We start from the raw sequence: 17,190 nt of genomic DNA, 5'->3' as shown, positions 1-17,190 counted from the left end.
CCCCGGCTTTTCTGCCATGGGCTTGATGCGCACTCTAATGGTTCTGGTCGCGACTCATTTCGCGGTTATATGATTGAGATGGTTTTATTGCGGCACACCCTCCGTCAAGGTTCATTCCGTCTATGTCATGGCTCTTGCCTTACACTTTATACATAAGCATCCTGAGCCGTTTGTCCAGAACAAGAAGAAAATAAAATGGGCTGAGGCAAAGGAAAGTGCGCCTTGCCGGATTCTCCGGCTTGGTACCAGGGTCTGACATTTCAAAATAAACACTTTATGACGACCTGGTGCGTTTGGTATGGCGCACGGCGCTCTTTCTGGGAGCAGGGCGACTCAATTCGCCAGATGTCTTACAGAAGAAATCGATGTCTATTTCCTCCCACCCTCCTTTGATTGTTTCTCTCATCCCTCACACTGGAGGGTTTCCAGCCTTTGATCCAAATATACGCTCCGCCAGAAGACGACGCAAGTGGTTTCGGACAAAAAAACGACTGCTCCAAGACAACTGCTCAACACTGTTGGAAATAAAAATGAAACCATCCACTTCAAGAAGCCCTCGCACCAACAAAGACAAGCGCAAAAAGGAAAAGGCACAACTATGCCACTCTATTGGATGTTCAAAGAAAAGGCACGCAAAACACCCTGACTTGCGCTCAAGCACAAGTCAGGGAAAAAAATCACGATCTTGATCTGTTAGTCTTCGAAAGGGTCGCTGATCAAATCAGCAACTTTGGCCGGGTCCAACGAATGAACAACGCCTTGCTGCTGTAATAAGTGCCCAGACAGTTCCTTCACATCCATGGATGCCAAACGGGCCTCTTGCCGCCCGAGGTTCCCCTCTATAACACCCATGGCACTGTCGACACTTTCGGACTGACGGGGCTGTGACCGTTCCCGTATCTCCTGAATCTTCTTGCTGAGCTGGTCAAGACGGGGTTCAAGACCCGTCAGAGCTTCCATACCAGGCATAGTGTTCCTCCTTTTCAAATCGTTAAAAGAGAAGCAAAAGCCATGCAATAATATAAATGTTTATTTATTTTAAAAAGTTATATTAAGAAACATTTCTCAACAGGATATTTTTTCCTGCTAGCCATACCCGCGTAACCGAAAAGAAGCTACGGCAAGGAAGAGACAAAAGATTCCAATCCATCGACATATTTGCTGCCCATCGAAAGGAATCCTGTGGTATGTTCTCCACTCAATTCAAAAAAAGTTTTCGGCCCTGAATAGGACTGAAAGAGGCGGACCCCAAACGCATAAGGAACGATATCATCGTCCGGGGAGTGCAAAAATAACGCAGGTACGTGAACCGCTGCCAAATTCACCATCGTGTCGTATCGATATCGGACCAGCCAGCGAACCGGCAGCCAAGGATATTTTCTAGTGGCCATATCCGTCATGGAGGAGAAAGTCGATTCCATAATCAGCGCGGCAGGAGACACCCCTTGGTCTGCCAAGTCCCGGGCCAAAAGTCCTGTCACCCCGCCTCCCAAAGACCGGCCAAACAAAATGATCCGTTCCGGGGGCACCCCCTTCTCACGAACAAGCCACTCCCAGGCTGCCCGTGCGTCAGCCCGCATGGCCTTTTCCGAAGACTGCCCCTGACTTTGTCCATACCCGGAATACTCGTAGATCAAGGTTGAAAACCCCATGGTATTGAAAAGAGACAGTGTTTCGAGCCGATGTGAAACATTCCCCCCATTCCCATGAGAAAAAAGAACCACATAACGCGGATTTTTCACAGGAAGCCACCAACTGTGAAGACGAGTTCCGAAGCTATTTTTCAGCCAGATGTCCTCGTGACACAATCCCCTATCAGCAGGTGAGGCGACCAGGGTCTGCGTCGCCCGGTAAAGCAATCTGTGCTGTGAGAAAAAGATCCAAGCGGTCAGACCTGCATAAAAGCAGGCTGCGATTCCAAATAATTTCAGTATGGTCCACATAAGATACGTGTACATCCATTTTCCGCCGTTGTAGAGGGGTTCCCATTTGATCTTCCATGAATTACTCTCCTCTCCATGCCGAACCAATCGAAGATCACAGGAATCATTCTGGCCGGAGGGCTGGGTACGAGAATGGGAACCGTCAAAAAAGCACTGCTTGAGGTAGGTGGAAAAACCATTCTGCGCCGTTTGCTTGATGTCTACACACCACTTTTCGATGAGGTCATTATAGCTGCGCGGGACACAAAAGATTTCTCTTCGTACGGTGTCCCTGTGGCGTTGGATCACTTTCAGGCGCGCAGTTCCCTCACCGGAATCCATGCGGGGCTCAAGGCCATGAATTCATCCCACGGGTTCTTTGCCGCCTGCGATACCCCTTTTCTTCGTCCCGGCCTGGTCCAGCGACTCCTGACCAAGGTGACTCCCGATGACGATGTCGTCATTCCCATCAAGGAAGATGGCTACAGGGAGCCTCTCTGTGCAGTCTACTCGAAGCGATGCCTCGAAATGATCGATGCCCAGTTGCGCCAGGAAAACTTCAGGATAGTGGGATTCTTTGATCAGGTCCGTGTCCGTGAGGTCCCTGTAACCGATCTCATGGCCGGAGACCCCGAGTTGATATCCTTCTTCAATGTCAATCACCCCGAGGAATTGGCCCAGGCGCGACAAATGATAAAAAGAAACCCAAAAGCCTTTTAATCCAAGTCATCCATATCCCATGGTTTACGGATGAACATACCGGGCTTGATCTCGGGATAATCACACATGAATTGAGCCTGTTGACCAGGATGAGATATTTCAATTCCCTGACCCAGGGAATTTTCCACACCATAATCTTCAGGCGAGATGCGTGGGCGGATAAGACCAGGGATCAACAATTCAATGTCCTCATCCGTCTTCCAACGGGCCTTGGTCTGAATCAACCATTTGCTCTCCTCAAGCCGACTCAATACCCGGCCCAAAACCGGCCTTTTTTCCCCTTCATCCGGTGGCATGGCAATGGCACCACATCGATCTGGATCAAAAAAACCGGTCGTCAGCGGCCTCGAAGCCGCATTGATGACTTCGGAAAGGTATTTCTCCGGCCTGAATTCCCCCTTGGGAATATCCGTGAGTGCTGTTTTGTAGGCATCCACCACCTGGGCCAGATATGCGGAGCTTTTTGTCCGTCCTTCAAGCTTGACCGAGGCGACCTTCATACGGGAAAACCATTCAAGATAATGCATCAGACACAAGTCCTGCGCTGCAAAAATCTTGGTCCATCCACCGGATTTGTGTCCCATGGTCAGCGCGGGATCAGCCATGGACTGTCCCTGCTGACCATTCTCCAACGGCTCGAATGCGAATTCTTCGGATTCCTCGAAAAGGAACTCGTCACCATCGCTTTCCGGCGTATAATCACGCAGTTCCCACAAGCCTTGCCCCGGACGTGTCCGTTCCTCGAATGTCACGGAAGTGGGGCGATATTCATAGCGGCACGGGTGCGAACATTGGCCCAGATTGCCTGGCCGGTCATTGAGAAAAGCGGACATGTAACACCGACCGGAAACAGCCATGCACATGGCTCCGTGCACAAAAACTTCCAAATCCATATCCGGCATCTGAGTTCTGGCTATGGCAAGCATTTCCATCAATTCCTGAGAACGGAGTTCCCGAGCCACATTGACTCGCGATGCGCCACACTCCCGCCAAAAGCGGATGGACTCGGAATTGGATGTATTGGCCTGGGTGGAGATATGAACAGGAATATCCGGCAACTCCCGCCGAACCATCCTGACAACACCCGGATCAGCGGCAATAACCGCATCCGGTTTTAATTCACCAAGAACTTCTATATATTCCTGAACCTTGGAGAGCATTGATTCGCGAGGATAAACATTCAAGGTGAAGTAGACCTTGACCCCGGCGGCCCGTGCCAACTCGACACCTCTGACCAGCCCTGGAGCAGAGAATCCCCCAGCTCCGGCCCGTAAATTCAGACTGTCACCACCAAGGTAGACGGCGTCAGCCCCATAGAGGATGGCGGTTTCCAGCTTCTCCATATCCCCGGCCGGAGCCAGAAGCTCCGGCATGAACCCATTCTTCTCAGTCATAATACCCCTCGGCACACATATTAAAGGTGCGCCACGCTACATGAAACTCCTCCGGGACGCCAGAAGAAGCCGTGAAGCTCAATTGCCACCCCACATTCCATTGTGCACCCACCCCAAATGCTGCCGGGCTATATAAGTGGCCACTTCTCCGGCTTCTTCCAATCCAAAAATAGGGCGACCGGTATTCACCGCCGTATCGGAAACCACGGCCATGAGTTTTTTTTCTGTCTCATTCTGGACGTCACACAGCGGATGTTGGTGAGCATCAGCCCGGTGCACTTCGATCTTCGGATAATCGGACAAGTAATACCCTTCGACAATGATCAGTTGCCGGTCACTGAAAAACTCCTCTGCCAACTCATTGAGCCACATCTCGCTCTCCACGGATTTGATCACCGCCACCTGGGAAGGCGATGAGACAACCACGGTCTCTGCCCCGGCCTGACGATGTCGCCACGAATCCTTGCCCTCATGGTCCATTTCAAAAGAATGCGCATCGTGCTTGACCGTGCCCACGGAAATACCGAGACGCCGGAGCGCGGGGAGGAGCTTCTCGATAAAGGTTGTTTTCCCGGACTTTTTTTTGCCGACAATACAGATGATGGGGGGAGTCATATTCTATCCTCGTCAGTGTGAAAACTGGGGTAAATGGTGCTTCTTTGCATCGGGTCATCAGGGTTCAGTATAGGGTACTCTACGATAAAACGCCATGGCTGACAGAGAATTGAACTCATGGTCAGAGGAAAGAAAATGGAATCATCTGATTACGAAATATATGAATACAAGGCTGGCTTCTCCAAAAAAAACATCCAGTCCATCCGAGAAGTCCCCTTAACCATCATTCTGAACGGGCAAGAAGTCGTGACCCTGCTGTGCACGGCTAAGTACCCGGAATACCTCGCGGTCGGGTTCCTGAAATCCGACGCGTTCATTTCCAGCCCGGACCAGATTACGGATCTGACCATCCGGGATGAAGGTTCCCGCCTGAGAGCCGAGGTCGAAACATGCCACGATCCCTGGAAAGATCGCATCATGGAACGATCCATCACCTCCGGCTGCGGCAAGGGCACCAATTTCGGCCGAAATGTCACCACTATCTCCAAACGCCGTGTGGCAGGCGAAATTCAGGTCACGCCTGAGCAGGTACTCGCCCTGACCAATGAGCTTCATCAACGCTCCACCCTTTACAACGCTACGCGGGGCTGCCACAATTCATCACTCTGTACGCCCGAGGAAATGCTCCTCTTTCGTGAAGACATCGGACGACACAACGCCATTGACATGATATGCGGACAGTGTTTCCTCGACAATGTTTCCGTGGAAAACAAGATGATCGTCTCCACTGGCCGGGTCGCGTCCGAGATTCTGCTCAAGGTCTTGCGCATCGGTATTCCGATTATGATTTCCACGGCAGTCGCGACCAGCTTTTCCGTGGAGCTCGCCCGCAAAACCGGCATCACACTGATCGGCAATGTCAAGCAGGACAGTTTTTGGGTCTATAATGACAAAGGCCGAATAAAAGGATTTTGACCATGCCTGACAGCACTGTTTCCCTCAGCCGAGCACTTCGACGTCTTCTGACCTTTGCCCGGCCGCTGGAAGCCGTCCCTGTCGAGCCTCACCAGTCCGTGGGAATGACTGCTTCCCACAATATCCTTGCCCATTGCGACGTTCCCGAACACCCCAGCTCTGTCCGGGACGGCTACGCAATGAGGACAGCAGACATTGAAAATGCCACGACCATGGAGCCTGTCCGGCTGACTGTCACTCAAACCGTACGCGCCGAATCCACCCATCCCGAACCAGTGAAATCCGGGACCGCAGCACGAGTTCTCACAGGAGGTCTGGTGCCGCCGGGAGCCGATGTCGTTCTGGCTGAAGAGGATGTCACAGAACTTCCTGCCGACCAGCAAGACGGTTCAAAAACAATTCTTGTTCAGACACCAACCCGCCCCGGCTGGTATATCCGAGCCGCCGGAGCGGAAATAGCACGCGAAGACATCATTACGCGTTCGGGGAATAGTATCACTCCCCAGGCAGCGGCTGTCATGATCCGAACCCGTGTCAATTCGATCCACGTCCGCCCCGTTCCCACCGCGCGCATCATCGCTCTTGGAAGTGAACTCTCCGACCCGACACACGCCGACCGACACTGTGAAACCGCCCGCTTCCCGGCAGACAACCTCGTCCTGACAAAAGGATTGCTGGAATACGGCGGAGCACGGATCACTGAAACCGGCGTGCTTCCCGACATTGAAGGAGAATTGGCAACTGTCCTCTCTTCAAAGTCTCTTCCGAATCTGATCATCACCACAGGCGGTACAGGCAGAAGTGAACGGGACTTCGCCCGCTCCAGCGCACAGGATGCCGGATTTTCCACCATCTTCGAACGTGTTGATATCCGCCCGGGGCGTAACATGTTCGCGGCATCTCGTGGCCAGACCCTGCTCTTCGGCCTTCCCGGACCACCCGCCGCTGTCTTTGCCTGTTTTCACGCTCTCATTCTTCCCATTCTGCACCGTCTGCGCGGCCTGCCCGATTTGCAACCAATCACAGCGCGCATCAAGGAAGGATTATCCGTTCGCCCCGGTCCCCAACAATGGATCGCGCTCTGCTCTCTGGAACGAGATGGGACCGAATTAATGGCAATGCCCCTCAACAGCAAAGCCACCCCGCCCATGCTCGCGGTCGCCCATGCCCACGGGGTTGCCATTCTCGATGGGGGGCAAGGGATTCTCCCTGGCGGAGAAGTCGAAGTGATCACTACGCTCTTCAAATAAAAGGTCCACTCAACGCCAGCTCTCACGGTGAAAAGACGCAATTGAAACCGCCTGCAACGACATGGGACATAGGTGATTTCACCTTTTTTTTGGGGGGGAGGGGAAGCCCCTTGCATCCCCTTTCTGCCGAGGACGCATCGAGACTCTTTGCTGAGAGAAAAAGAAAAATTTTCAGGAAGTCACAAAGCAAGGCCCCATCGCCAGGCGGCTTGGAGGACAAAAATCGAGAAAGTCCGAAGTGCCTTTGACAAAGGGACTATGATATTCGAAGAAATCTTCATGTAAAAACCCAATTCATCCAAGATGAGGACGAACTTTCAGCAGAGATCAATATCTGAAACGACTTACAGAGGACTCGGCACCAGGGCACAAAGATACGCCGCAAGGACTTCAGTGATGGATTTGCTTCGATTATTGAATCGGAACTCCAACTCCTTGAGGTAGAGGGGAAATCGTTGGCAGGAAATACCGCGAAAACGTTTGATACGCGATTGCGCAAAGTTCCAGAATTCGTCTTCCACGGCATCGATGTGAGGCGGCTCGTCATATCGCCGAATAACCTCATACGGCAGGGACTCATTCCCGCAAAACATAAGTGCGTCATACTCTTTGTAACGATCAGTGTAGACGAGATTTCCGGTCCTGATGAGCTTGAGGTGAAAGTTCATATGAAAATGAAAAAGCGTCTCGGCCTGAAACCCCGGTACCAAGTCAATAAAAACCAATCCGTCACGACGCAGAATACCGTAGACTGGGATGGTATCCATACGCATTTCACGCGGCCCCCCAGTGAGGCGGTTTCCCTTGAGATAGGAATTCAGACCTGTTGCCGAACTGATGAGTTGTCTGGCATCGATAGCATGGGCAAGAATGGCAAAACGAATGGCGGTCAGCGCTTTATAAACCGTATTATACGACAGCTTGAGCTGCTTTTTCATTTGATGAACGGATTGCTCCTGTACAAAAAGCGAGACAAGATGGAGCCATTCGCTGGGAGAGAGTGCCCCATTATTTATCCAGCGGCCTGAAAACGGCTGAAAGGTATACTTGCAACTGGCACAGCGCAGCCTGTCCCCGGACAGGGTATAGACCTTCCGGTGCCCACAACGGGGACAAAAAGCGTCCCCCGTGGGCCAGGAAAGCGACAACAGGTATTCTCTCGCCTTGACATCATCATGCAACAGCGAATCAAATCCATCCGGTGTTTCTGGTATGTAGCTGGGTGGTATGACTGGCATGTTCGTGACTACTCGCGTTGTGGTGGACATAGGCCCTCCCGTTAAAATCCCCAGGCGGAAAGAGTGGCTCGTCGATAGCCCTGTCCAGCGGCCACATAATCGAGCGCGAGTGAGTCAAGGTCATCCAGCACAGGAACAGCGACTCGATCAAGCTCTCGGAAGTCGATGGTTTTAATGTATGTTTTACAGGATTCACACACATCAACACGAAAGCCAGGTTCTTCTTCAACGGTAAAGAATGTCAATTTTTTCTGATCCTCTTCGCCACAGACAGGACAGGCAATGCGCTTGATCCTGTACTCATGACGACAGAATGAACAGGTAGCGTGGCGCAACCCTTCCTTTTTCTTCAGTGACGAAATCAAGGGCAGGCTCCCGCAAATCGGACATGAACCAGACACAGGAACCTTCATGTCCGGTAATTGGGCTGCCAAAACGTCCGCGGTGGCTTCGAGCGAAGGGATCATGGCAGAAAAGGCAAGAAACGCCAATGTTCTAGGCGCTTCAGGATAGCGCTCTGCCCATATGCCGAAAAACCGGGTATCATCATCAAGAAAATGTCGAAACAGTGTCTCGGCTGTCAGCTCCCCGGAGTCGAGAACGGCCCGGACCCCTGCGGCAGCATCTCCAAGCGGCCCTCCCTTGGCGACAAGAATACCTATGAAGGCTTCGAGCAGTGCTGTTGCCTGGTCAATGTCAAAAGGGAATTCTTCACGGGCCACTAGGGACATACCTTGAAGAACAGCTTCCACCGGAGCCATTTCAAGGTCCACGGGCACAGTCACATTCGCCTCTCCCCTGGCAAGCAATTGTCTGTGGGCAACCTCATCCAATAAGCTGATAACATCTTCTGAAATATATGATTTTGTCCGAAGCTGGGCTATTTTCCTGTCGAGCCTACGCTGGGCTTTGTCCATATCAAATTGCATCGTCCACTTCCCCTTTAATAGTATTCACTCCACAAAAACACTATGGGGGTCATACTATCATGCCAATGGTTTGGAACCTGCTCACGGTTTGACACACCAAACATACAACTCTTTGAAATTAAAACAAGAATTTTGCAGCATATTATGTCAAAAAAGACATAATCCGGATCAATTCGGTCGACAATTAAGGGGGTTACATAATGATTGAAAAAGTTGGATATTTATGAAGAAATTTCCTTTTTCCAGTCTCAAGACCGCAAAACATGCTTTGCACGCCATCGGCTTCCACTTTACAAAGAGGGCCAATACGATCACACTGTTTTATCCCAATCCAGAGAAAAAGAGCGCTTCATGAACAAACGACTCCTTTTGCATATATGTTGCGGACCGTGTTCCATCACGACGCTGAAAACCCTGCTTGACCTCGGTCATGAGATCACAGGATTATTTTACAATCCGAATATCCATCCGCTGACAGAATATGTAAAGCGACGGGACGGCTGCCTGGAAGTCGCCGAAAAACTGGGGGTCAGGGTTATTCTCAAGGATGGAGAATATGCCCCGCAAAAATGGTTTCGCACTGTCGCCCACCGAGAGGGCAACCGATGTTTTTATTGTTATTCAGACAGGCTGGAGCGCACTGTGCAGATAGCTCGAAAAGGGAATTTCGATCTGTTCTCCACGACTCTGCTCTATTCAAAATACCAGAAACATCAGGAGATTGCCGACTTGGGCAAAGATTTGGAAACCCCGACGACACGCTTTCTCTATCATGATTTTCGCGAAGGGTGGCAGGAAGGCATTGAGACGTCCAAGGAATGGGGTATTTACAGGCAACAATACTGTGGATGCCTCTATAGCGAAAATGAACGCTACAAGAAGGAACTGAGGAAATAACCATGAATTTCAAACACACTATGCTCATGGAATTTTTCCTGCGCCGCACGACAATCCTGGCTCTTTTCGTCATCACTGCTCTCCTTGGTGCATTGAGTGCCCCCGCAGGTCAGGAAGCACATGGAGCTCTTTACGGCATTCTCGCTTGTATTGTGCTCCCTCTTTTGGCCTGGTTCACTTACAAACGGCAATTGCTGGCGACATGGTGCACCGTGGTCCTGCTCCTCATCAACGGCTCCGGCTTGCTCTATGACAGCATCCTTGGCGTTACCGGTCGCATGGACATCTCCTTCCTGATGATAGGTATCAAGGGGCTGGCAGGGATTTACCTGACCTGGGGAGCCTTGGTCATTCACCGACAACGGCATATTCAGGATTGAGCATGGGCACGATTTACGGCGAGGGTGTTCCGGTCAAACCCGCCTTTCCCACCACTGGTGGAGAGACTGTTTCCGTTGGCAAAAGGACAGGAAAGGGACTTTTACTCTATATTCACGTCCCGTTTTGTCAATCGAGATGTCACTACTGCACCTTCCACTCGCAAGCCTTCAACCAAGTCACATTCGCCTGGTATCACAAACTGTTGCTAGACGAAATAAAACTCTGGGGCAAACGGCTCAAGAAGCCGCAGCTTGCCACAATCTATTTCGGAGGAGGAACGCCCAGCCTGATTCCGCTGCAACAGATGCACACAATCATGAAGGCCATGGAGACTGCTTTTTCCTTTACTCCCGGCATGGAAATCAGCCTGGAGGCAAATCCCGATTCTGCCCATGACGTCAGTTATTTTCGTGCTCTGCTTTCCATGGGGTTTAACAGGCTTTCCCTTGGAATGCAGAGCCTGCGTGATGAAGACCTGCATCTCATGGGCAGGCCGCATTCCGTGAATATGGCATACGCTTCATATGATGCAGCCCGGCATGCCGGCTTCGGTAACATTGGAGTTGATCTCATATGGGGCCTACCAGGACAGCGACTCAAAGGGTGGATCGAACAGTTGACAACCATCAGTGACATGCGACCGGAGCACATTTCTGCCTACAATCTGACTCTGGAAGAAGGAACAGTCATGCACAAGCTGTGTGGCGAAGGCGGTGAACTGGCCATGCCATCTGAACAGGAGCAGGGCCGCATGTTCATTTACGGTGCCGAATTTCTCGAATCCGTGGGCTACATGCACTACGAAGTTTCAAACTTTGCCCGCATGGGATTCATGTCGGCACACAATTCCGGCTACTGGACAGCCACCGATTATCTGGGATTGGGACCGTCGGCTGTTTCCACCATAGGGCGGAGACGATTCAGTAATCCCAAATACATGGATGAATACGACGCCTATGTTCGTGGCGGATTGGTAGGCAACGATCATGAAACGCTTTCGGACGAAGACGTCCTCAAGGAAACCGTCATGCTGTCCCTCAGGACAACCAAGGGGCTGAATCTCGCGGACTTCAGAAAGCAGGCCGGATATGATCTCATCAAGCGGCATGAGTCACTGATCACGGCCCTGCACCGGGAGAACCTGATTCGCCTCAGCCATGGGTTTCTTCGGCTCACCAAAAATGGCATGCTTGTTTCCAATATCATTATCCGCAGGCTGGCATTCGATTCAGACTAACCCCCTTGCACCTCGTAAAGAACTGGCATATATTGCCCTGATTTTTTTTGGATTATTAAACATCTCTGAACTTCTGATAGCGAGCAAACCAGGCGGGCTTCATGAAACAGGACGAACGAAAAACAAAAAGTGAACTGCTTTATGAACTCCGGTTACAGCGTCTTGAAAGTCTTCATCTCAAAGAAAAACTGAGTTGCGACCAGAGTGTCTTCTCTGACAAGCGACAACTGAGCTATCTGGAAAACATTTCACTGATTGATCAGGCCATCCGGCAGACCACCAACCTTGACGAAATGATGAACAGCCTCATGGAAGTGCTGCGAACCATCTTTCAGTGTGATCAGGCGTGGCTGCTCCATCCCTGTGACCCCAATGCCCAATCATGGCGTGTGCCTTTTCGCTCGGTGGATGCCCGATATCCTATCTACTTCGGCCCAGAGGACAACCTGCCTGCCACCGAAGATCTCAGGGAAAATTGTCTGCTTGCATTGAATTCAAGCGACCCTTTGCCTCTAGGAGAAGAAAATCATGTCAAAGATATCCCGGCTGCTGCCCACGATGAAGCGGCAGCAAAATCCGCCCTGCTCATCGCCCTACACCCCAAAGTCGGGCGGCCCTGGCTCATGGGATTGCACCAATGCGCCCGCGCCCGACGTTGGTCTCCAGAAGACAAGCGGATGTACCAGGATATATCCAGCCGTATTTCCGATGCACTCTCAACCACCTTGTTTTATCAAAACCTTGAGCACAATCAGGAACGCCTCAAACATCTGTCCACACAACTTTTTCGTGCACAGGAAGAAGAACGGAAACGTGTGGCCGAAGAAATACATGATGAATTAGGCCAGGCAGCCCTCGCCATCAAGATGGGAGTGGAAAATGCGCTCTATCTGATGCATGACGATGCCCCGGAATCAATGAGACGTTCCCTGCAAAGCTCCTCCAACCTGGCGAAAAACATGGTTGAAAAAATGCGACGGATGCAAACATCCCTTTATCCCCCCACCCTGCGTGACTTTGGAGCCATCACCGCGCTCAACGGTTTTCTAGGGGATTTTACAAATATTTACACTAACATGACCGTCAAGCGAAGCATCCATGTTACTGAAGAACGCATCCCCAAGCCACTCAGGGTCACGGTCTTTCGCCTCGCCCAGGAAGCACTCTACAACGCGGCAAAGCATAGCCATGGGGATGAAGTGACCGTCATCCTGGACTATCTCGGGTCTCACCTTTTTCTGGAAATCATCGATAATGGCATAGGCTTCGATCCAAACAAAACAATTCGCTATCCTGACAAACGATTGGGGCTTGGCCTGACAAGTATGCGCGAGCGAGCAGAGATGTCCGGCGGAGTCATGGAAATCGACTCTACTCCGGGCCGTGGCACTATTATCAGGAGTATCTGGAGATTGCCGCAGGAAGAGCAACCAAGCCCCTCACTTGAAGAGACATGATCCTTCCCTTTTTGCACCGGCAAAAATTCCCCTCATTCCACTCACAAACGGGGAGACAGGACTACCATGCGAGAAACGCGTAAATTGTCCCGACAAAGATGACGCTGACGGCCCGTAAAAGCTGGTTATGCACAATCAGCTTCAGCGCCATACGGGGCTTGAAGATGCCTGCATAATAAGGGAATTGGTGTCGAAAGGCACGCATGGGCGAAGAAAGGATATTCCCCAACAACAAAGCGAGAACGATCTGCATCGGCGTGATATGCCCATTTGAGAGAAGCGCACTGGCTGCGGCCAATCCCGCTGTAAATTCCGATGCCATATGAAATGCGACAATCCCGAGCGCTTCAGGTGGCAGGAAGGTAAAGACCCCGGCATTAAGCTGCATGAATCCCTGAAGCCAATGAAAAACTCCCATCTGTTTGCCTATGAAAAACAGCGTGTAGATCGGAGTGGTAATATAAATAACCTTGGGGATTCGCTTCACAAACCGTTTCCATGTTTTCCTCAATGCTGAGGTCGTATCCCTTTTCCCTTTCATTTCCTCAAGCCGACACGGGAGGCAGCCTTCCTCGATAGGAGGCAGAAGAAAACGTCCACTCAAAGTGATAACGACAGTGCGCAGAACAGCGGCAATGGCTGTCAATCCCACATAAATTCCGGCGACGGAGCCAACAAAGGGTGCGGCAATAAAAAAAATGGTAGGCAAATGCAGAAAATAGGTTGGCAACGAATTGAACAGGTTGGAAAGAATCAGCTCTCTGTCTGAAATATCTCCCCTCTCATGCGCTTCGGCAAGCATTGTATTCGCCGCAATACCCGAGAAGAACGCCATGGTAAAACTGGCAGCGGAAATATCCTTGAGCCGGGCTTTCCGTGCCAGGGGATCAGCCAGCTTGGCAGCGTAACGAGTCCATTGCAGAGCCTCAATGAGATTTCCCACCAACAACCCGACACTGATAAAAAACGTCAGCCGGATCAGGGGCCAAAAGAGTCCATGCCAAAGCATGGGCCACGAAAGATCGAGTTCCATCTATTTTTTCTTCTTCACTTTAATCTTGCGGACCTGTTCCATCTGGTCATCAGGCATATAGATGGTGTTCTTCTCAGCGGGGAACCAGCCCGAGCGCACATCCTTGCAATACTGTTCGAGCGCCTTGATCCCTTCCTCACCCTGGGATGCATACTGGCGAACAAATTTCGGGGTAAATCGATCGAACAATCCAAGGACATCATGATAAACAAGGACCTGTCCATCCGTCACATTTCCCGCCCCAATACCTATGGTCGGGATATCAATAGCTTCGGTAATCAATTGGGCGGCTTCCACAGGGATGGCCTCCAGCACCACACAGAAAGCTCCAGCCTCTTCGACCGCCTGAGCATCTTCAAGCAAGGCCTTGGTGGCTTCGGCAGATTTCCCCTGGGCCTTGAATCCCCCAAATCGTGCGACATGCTGAGGAGTTAACCCCACATGAGCCATGACCGGTATCCCGGCCTGAGTCAGAGCCTCAATCTGTGGCACCACAGCCACTCCCCCCTCCAGCTTGACAGCTCTGGCTCCGCCTTCGCTGATCAATCGACCACCGTTATGCAAGGCTTTATCCACCGTGCAAAAGGACATGAAAGGCATATCCGCCACGAGCAAGGCGCGCTTGACCCCCCTGCTCGTTGCCCGGACATGGTGTATCATTTCGTCCACTGTCACGGACAGGGTGTCTTCATGACCCAGCACAACCATGGCCAGGGAATCTCCGACCAGCACAACGTCCATGCCAGCAGCATCCGCTATCAATCCGGATGAATAATCATAGGCGGTCATACAGCAAATTTTATCGCCGTTCTTACTGGCCTGAACCGATGGAGCCGTGACCGGCTTGCCGGTCTCCTGTGACAAGGAAATAGTATTGGTGCTCATAGCCGGACAGTATGGCTGCTCAGCCATCGAGTCAAGTCAGGGAAGCGAACGACACCGAAGTATGCCTTTTTTACCAACGAACCGGATCATTGCGCAACAACCCGGTTTCGCCCTCCCTCTTTCGCTGCATACAGTCGGCTATCTGACAACTTCAGTATCACATCAAGCTCATCCTGAGCACAACAGACTCCAACACTGATAGTCAGGTGGACATTCTGCCCACCAAGAACAAAAACCATGTCTTCGACAGATTGTCGCATGGCGTCAAAATGAACAACAACATCCGCATCCTGTTCATAAGCAACCATAACGCAAAATTCCTCCCCGCCAAAACGACTGACAATGGAATCTTCCTGAAATCCTTCCTGAATTAGACAGGCAATTTCCTTCAGCACTGTATCACCACCATCATGCCCATACGTGTCATTGACATTCTTGAAGTGATCAATATCGAGCATCCCGACGCAGACGATACGTCCCTTCTCTTCGGCCTGACGAATAAAATTTTGGGCATTCTCAAAGAAATACCGCCTATTATATAACTTCGTCAGCGGATCTTTATAGGATAAATCCCTGATCAAAGCGATATTTTCCAGCATCTCCATGGAGTGGCTCACACGAGAATGAAATTCCTCGACCTGAAACGGTTTGGAGACAAAATCATTGGCACCGGTCTTGAGCAACTGGGCCGAAAGCAATGGTGCGTCCATGGCTGACATACCGATGATGGCCAAATCATTCTTCGAGTATGTCTCCCGGACCCTTTTGATCAGCTCGAACCCATCCATCTCGGGCATTTCATAATCACTCACGATCAGCTTGATCTCCGGATTGGCCCCGAGCACTTCAAGAGCTTCGTTACCATTCCCTGCCTCAAAGACTTGGTACAGCTGTGTTTTCAAGAGCCTGACAATGGAATCCCGCATGGTTTTGGAGTCATCGACCACAAGAGCTTTAATATCTCGGTTCATGTAAATTCTGTGAACTGTGGACAAAAGCATGTCAACAGATGAAGCGGAATCCTTGAGAATATAGTCGACGATATTCCATGCGACAAACTGATTGCGCAATTTTCCATCGAATCCACCGGTAAAAATAATGCTCGGCATCCCTTTACCCAAGGCATAGTTCACGATCTCACCATTGGGCGCATCCGGCAGAGTCACATCCAACAGCGCGACAAAATAATCGTCCTGACAACACTCGATTGTCGCCACGGCATCGGCATAATTGGATTTCCAATCCACATCAAAACCCAATTCATTGATTATTCTTCTCACCAGTATGGAAGCGAAGAACTTGCTATCCTCGACTATCAGGACCTTATTCGTATCACCCATATCCATTCCGCCTGGTTGTAAGTTGTTCACTCTATACCATATTATGATTTCAGCAGGAATGTCAGTTATTTTAAAAGAAAGAGACAATCGCCCAACAAGCAGATCCTCCAGGGCAACACTTCTTAAGAGGAGGTTTTTTTATGAGATACGACCATAAAAAAACAAGCCGGGCAGGAGTCCTGCCCGGCTTGTTCATATGTTATAAGAGACGGCTTCCCTTACATGGGGGAAAGGTTCTGAAGAACCCAGATAACCCGCCCGACAGTTCGCTGATCCATTTCAGCGGCTGGGATAGTCAGATCGGAATATTTTTCATTTTCCGCTTTGAGCAAAAAGGTGTCTCCCTGCATGTAGACTCGACGAATAGTCAGCCCCTGATGAGGGAAGTACACAGCGCACAAGTCACCATCCGGGTGTTCGTTCTGATCCCGATCAATCCCCACAAACGCTCCGCGCCCAATAACAGGCTCCATGCTGGCGGAATCGACTTTCACGACTTGCAGCTTGGGACGGCAGAAGGACTCGGGGACAGACAGCTCTTCGATTGGTTTCGGCTCCCAGGTAGCCGCTTCCTTGTCAACACCCGCCATGGTGGAGACTGGCACGACACGACCACGGGAATTCATACGGCCATAGGGGGCCGGAGTTTCACGAAGCAGCGTATCAGCCGGAATCTTGGCCTTGGAGGCATTGATATAAACAGGCTCCACGCCCTCGGAAAGCCAGTCAGGATCAAGCCCGTGGCTGCGGTATAACTTCAGGAACCATTCGGCCGGTATGGAACAACGACGTTTTGCGTCGGAAATACTGGACTGGCGAACATCAAGGACTTCGGCCAACTGGACCTGGGTCCTGGCACCAGTCGCTTTCTTGATGCGTTCCAGTGCCTCTTCAAACCACTTCAACTGTGCTTCGTCGCACTGTCTCTTTTTCTTGGGCATTCGGGCTCCCTTTTTTTGATTTGGCTGTGGTTATAC

General features: G+C 51.0%; 17 protein-coding genes. 7 read left to right on the top strand and 10 right to left on the bottom strand.

The window, feature by feature from the left end; genetic code table 11:
* Window positions 1–693: 693 nt before the first annotated feature.
* Both BN4_RS12420 and BN4_RS12415 read right to left on the bottom strand, forming a co-directional pair.
* Window positions 694–969, bottom strand: a complete 276-nt coding sequence (locus tag BN4_RS12420) for a hypothetical protein (RefSeq protein ID WP_015415753.1) — start codon at window positions 967–969, stop codon at window positions 694–696.
* A gap of 146 nt (window positions 970–1,115) precedes the next feature.
* Window positions 1,116–1,958, bottom strand: a complete 843-nt coding sequence (locus BN4_RS12415) for an alpha/beta hydrolase (RefSeq protein ID WP_015415752.1) — start codon at window positions 1,956–1,958, stop codon at window positions 1,116–1,118.
* A gap of 60 nt (window positions 1,959–2,018) precedes the next feature.
* Here BN4_RS12415 and mobA point away from each other — a divergent pair, with 60 nt between their 5' ends.
* Window positions 2,019–2,642: a molybdenum cofactor guanylyltransferase gene (gene mobA / locus BN4_RS12410; protein WP_015415751.1), complete on the top strand. Its 624-nt coding sequence runs from the start codon at window positions 2,019–2,021 to the stop codon at window positions 2,640–2,642.
* Here the strand turns inward: mobA and BN4_RS12405 are convergent.
* Window positions 2,639–4,036 carry a peptidase U32 family protein gene (locus BN4_RS12405; protein WP_015415750.1) on the bottom strand — a complete coding sequence of 466 codons (1,398 nt, stop codon included), beginning with the start codon at window positions 4,034–4,036 and terminating at the stop codon, window positions 2,639–2,641. The two genes, mobA and BN4_RS12405, sit on opposite strands and share 4 nt — an antisense overlap.
* Before the next feature lie 78 nt (window positions 4,037–4,114).
* The gene (mobB, locus tag BN4_RS12400) at window positions 4,115–4,651 is read right to left on the bottom strand and encodes a molybdopterin-guanine dinucleotide biosynthesis protein B (protein ID WP_015415749.1); all 537 of its coding nucleotides are present in this window, start codon (window positions 4,649–4,651) and stop codon (window positions 4,115–4,117) included.
* A 135-nt stretch (window positions 4,652–4,786) separates the two neighbouring features.
* Here mobB and fdhD point away from each other — a divergent pair, with 135 nt between their 5' ends.
* Window positions 4,787–5,566, top strand: a complete 780-nt coding sequence (gene fdhD, locus BN4_RS12395; RefSeq protein ID WP_015415748.1) for a formate dehydrogenase accessory sulfurtransferase FdhD — start codon at window positions 4,787–4,789, stop codon at window positions 5,564–5,566.
* Between the two features lie 2 nt (window positions 5,567–5,568).
* A complete protein-coding gene (locus BN4_RS12390; RefSeq protein WP_015415747.1) occupies window positions 5,569–6,816 on the top strand; it encodes a molybdopterin molybdotransferase MoeA in 1,248 nt (415 codons plus the stop codon).
* Window positions 6,817–7,160: 344 nt separating this feature from the next.
* Here BN4_RS12390 and BN4_RS12380 read toward each other — a convergent pair whose 3' ends face one another.
* Both BN4_RS12380 and BN4_RS12375 read right to left on the bottom strand, forming a co-directional pair.
* Entirely contained in the window at window positions 7,161–8,054 is an 894-nt protein-coding gene (locus BN4_RS12380) for a transposase (RefSeq protein WP_157871580.1), read from the bottom strand.
* A 41-nt stretch (window positions 8,055–8,095) separates the two neighbouring features.
* Complete coding sequence (locus BN4_RS12375; protein ID WP_015415745.1) at window positions 8,096–8,983, bottom strand: formate dehydrogenase accessory protein FdhE; 888 nt, start codon at window positions 8,981–8,983, stop codon at window positions 8,096–8,098.
* A gap of 351 nt (window positions 8,984–9,334) precedes the next feature.
* On the opposite strand from BN4_RS12375, the gene BN4_RS12370 reads away from it, so the two are divergent.
* The 4 genes from BN4_RS12370 to BN4_RS12355 all read left to right on the top strand — a co-directional run bounded on the left by BN4_RS12370 (window position 9,335) and on the right by BN4_RS12355 (window position 12,955).
* Window positions 9,335–9,880 (top strand): epoxyqueuosine reductase QueH, encoded by a 546-nt coding sequence (locus BN4_RS12370; RefSeq protein ID WP_015415744.1) that lies wholly within the window; start codon window positions 9,335–9,337, stop codon window positions 9,878–9,880.
* Window positions 9,881–9,882: 2 nt separating this feature from the next.
* Window positions 9,883–10,260, top strand: coding sequence for a hypothetical protein (locus BN4_RS12365; RefSeq protein WP_015415743.1), 378 nt, complete (start codon window positions 9,883–9,885; stop codon window positions 10,258–10,260).
* Between the two features lie 2 nt (window positions 10,261–10,262).
* Window positions 10,263–11,498 carry a radical SAM family heme chaperone HemW gene (gene hemW, locus BN4_RS12360; protein WP_015415742.1) on the top strand — a complete coding sequence of 412 codons (1,236 nt, stop codon included), beginning with the start codon at window positions 10,263–10,265 and terminating at the stop codon, window positions 11,496–11,498.
* Window positions 11,499–11,599: 101 nt separating this feature from the next.
* A complete protein-coding gene (locus tag BN4_RS12355; protein ID WP_015415741.1) occupies window positions 11,600–12,955 on the top strand; it encodes a GAF domain-containing sensor histidine kinase in 1,356 nt (451 codons plus the stop codon).
* 61 nt (window positions 12,956–13,016) lie between these two features.
* On the opposite strand, the gene BN4_RS12350 is transcribed toward BN4_RS12355, so the two are convergent.
* From BN4_RS12350 to BN4_RS12335, 4 genes are all read right to left on the bottom strand, one after another.
* Entirely contained in the window at window positions 13,017–13,988 is a 972-nt protein-coding gene (locus BN4_RS12350; protein WP_015415740.1) for a hypothetical protein, read from the bottom strand.
* Entirely contained in the window at window positions 13,989–14,873 is an 885-nt protein-coding gene (gene panB, locus BN4_RS12345) for a 3-methyl-2-oxobutanoate hydroxymethyltransferase (protein ID WP_051053269.1), read from the bottom strand.
* An 86-nt stretch (window positions 14,874–14,959) separates the two neighbouring features.
* Window positions 14,960–16,213: a diguanylate cyclase gene (locus tag BN4_RS12340; RefSeq protein WP_041720347.1), complete on the bottom strand. Its 1,254-nt coding sequence runs from the start codon at window positions 16,211–16,213 to the stop codon at window positions 14,960–14,962.
* 218 nt (window positions 16,214–16,431) lie between these two features.
* Window positions 16,432–17,154, bottom strand: a complete 723-nt coding sequence (locus tag BN4_RS12335; RefSeq protein ID WP_015415737.1) for a LexA family transcriptional regulator — start codon at window positions 17,152–17,154, stop codon at window positions 16,432–16,434.
* Window positions 17,155–17,190 lie beyond the last annotated feature (36 nt).

Source organism: Pseudodesulfovibrio piezophilus C1TLV30, assembly GCF_000341895.1.
GTDB classification, from domain to species: Bacteria; Desulfobacterota; Desulfovibrionia; order Desulfovibrionales; family Desulfovibrionaceae; genus Pseudodesulfovibrio; species Pseudodesulfovibrio piezophilus.
Note: the sequence above shows the minus strand (reverse complement) of the source record. Positions and strands in the feature narration are given on the sequence as shown.

Excerpts from the sequence above, each read along its gene's own strand:
- BN4_RS12355 (WP_015415741.1), top strand. The coding sequence starts at position 11,600 with ATGAAACAGGACGAACGAAAAACAAAAAGTGAACTGCTTTATGAACTC.
- BN4_RS12420 (WP_015415753.1), bottom strand. The coding sequence starts at position 969 with ATGCCTGGTATGGAAGCTCTGACGGGTCTTGAACCCCGTCTTGACCAG.
- BN4_RS12350 (WP_015415740.1), bottom strand. The coding sequence starts at position 13,988 with ATGGAACTCGATCTTTCGTGGCCCATGCTTTGGCATGGACTCTTTTGG.
- fdhD (WP_015415748.1), top strand. The coding sequence starts at position 4,787 with ATGGAATCATCTGATTACGAAATATATGAATACAAGGCTGGCTTCTCC.
- BN4_RS12415 (WP_015415752.1), bottom strand. The coding sequence starts at position 1,958 with ATGTACACGTATCTTATGTGGACCATACTGAAATTATTTGGAATCGCA.
- BN4_RS12335 (WP_015415737.1), bottom strand. The coding sequence starts at position 17,154 with ATGCCCAAGAAAAAGAGACAGTGCGACGAAGCACAGTTGAAGTGGTTT.
- mobB (WP_015415749.1), bottom strand. The coding sequence starts at position 4,651 with ATGACTCCCCCCATCATCTGTATTGTCGGCAAAAAAAAGTCCGGGAAA.
- BN4_RS12365 (WP_015415743.1), top strand. The coding sequence starts at position 9,883 with ATGAATTTCAAACACACTATGCTCATGGAATTTTTCCTGCGCCGCACG.
- BN4_RS12405 (WP_015415750.1), bottom strand. The coding sequence starts at position 4,036 with ATGACTGAGAAGAATGGGTTCATGCCGGAGCTTCTGGCTCCGGCCGGG.
- hemW (WP_015415742.1), top strand. The coding sequence starts at position 10,263 with ATGGGCACGATTTACGGCGAGGGTGTTCCGGTCAAACCCGCCTTTCCC.
- BN4_RS12370 (WP_015415744.1), top strand. The coding sequence starts at position 9,335 with ATGAACAAACGACTCCTTTTGCATATATGTTGCGGACCGTGTTCCATC.
- mobA (WP_015415751.1), top strand. The coding sequence starts at position 2,019 with ATGCCGAACCAATCGAAGATCACAGGAATCATTCTGGCCGGAGGGCTG.
- panB (WP_051053269.1), bottom strand. The coding sequence starts at position 14,873 with ATGAGCACCAATACTATTTCCTTGTCACAGGAGACCGGCAAGCCGGTC.
- BN4_RS12340 (WP_041720347.1), bottom strand. The coding sequence starts at position 16,213 with ATGGGTGATACGAATAAGGTCCTGATAGTCGAGGATAGCAAGTTCTTC.
- BN4_RS12380 (WP_157871580.1), bottom strand. The coding sequence starts at position 8,054 with ATGCCAGTCATACCACCCAGCTACATACCAGAAACACCGGATGGATTT.
- BN4_RS12390 (WP_015415747.1), top strand. The coding sequence starts at position 5,569 with ATGCCTGACAGCACTGTTTCCCTCAGCCGAGCACTTCGACGTCTTCTG.
- BN4_RS12375 (WP_015415745.1), bottom strand. The coding sequence starts at position 8,983 with ATGCAATTTGATATGGACAAAGCCCAGCGTAGGCTCGACAGGAAAATA.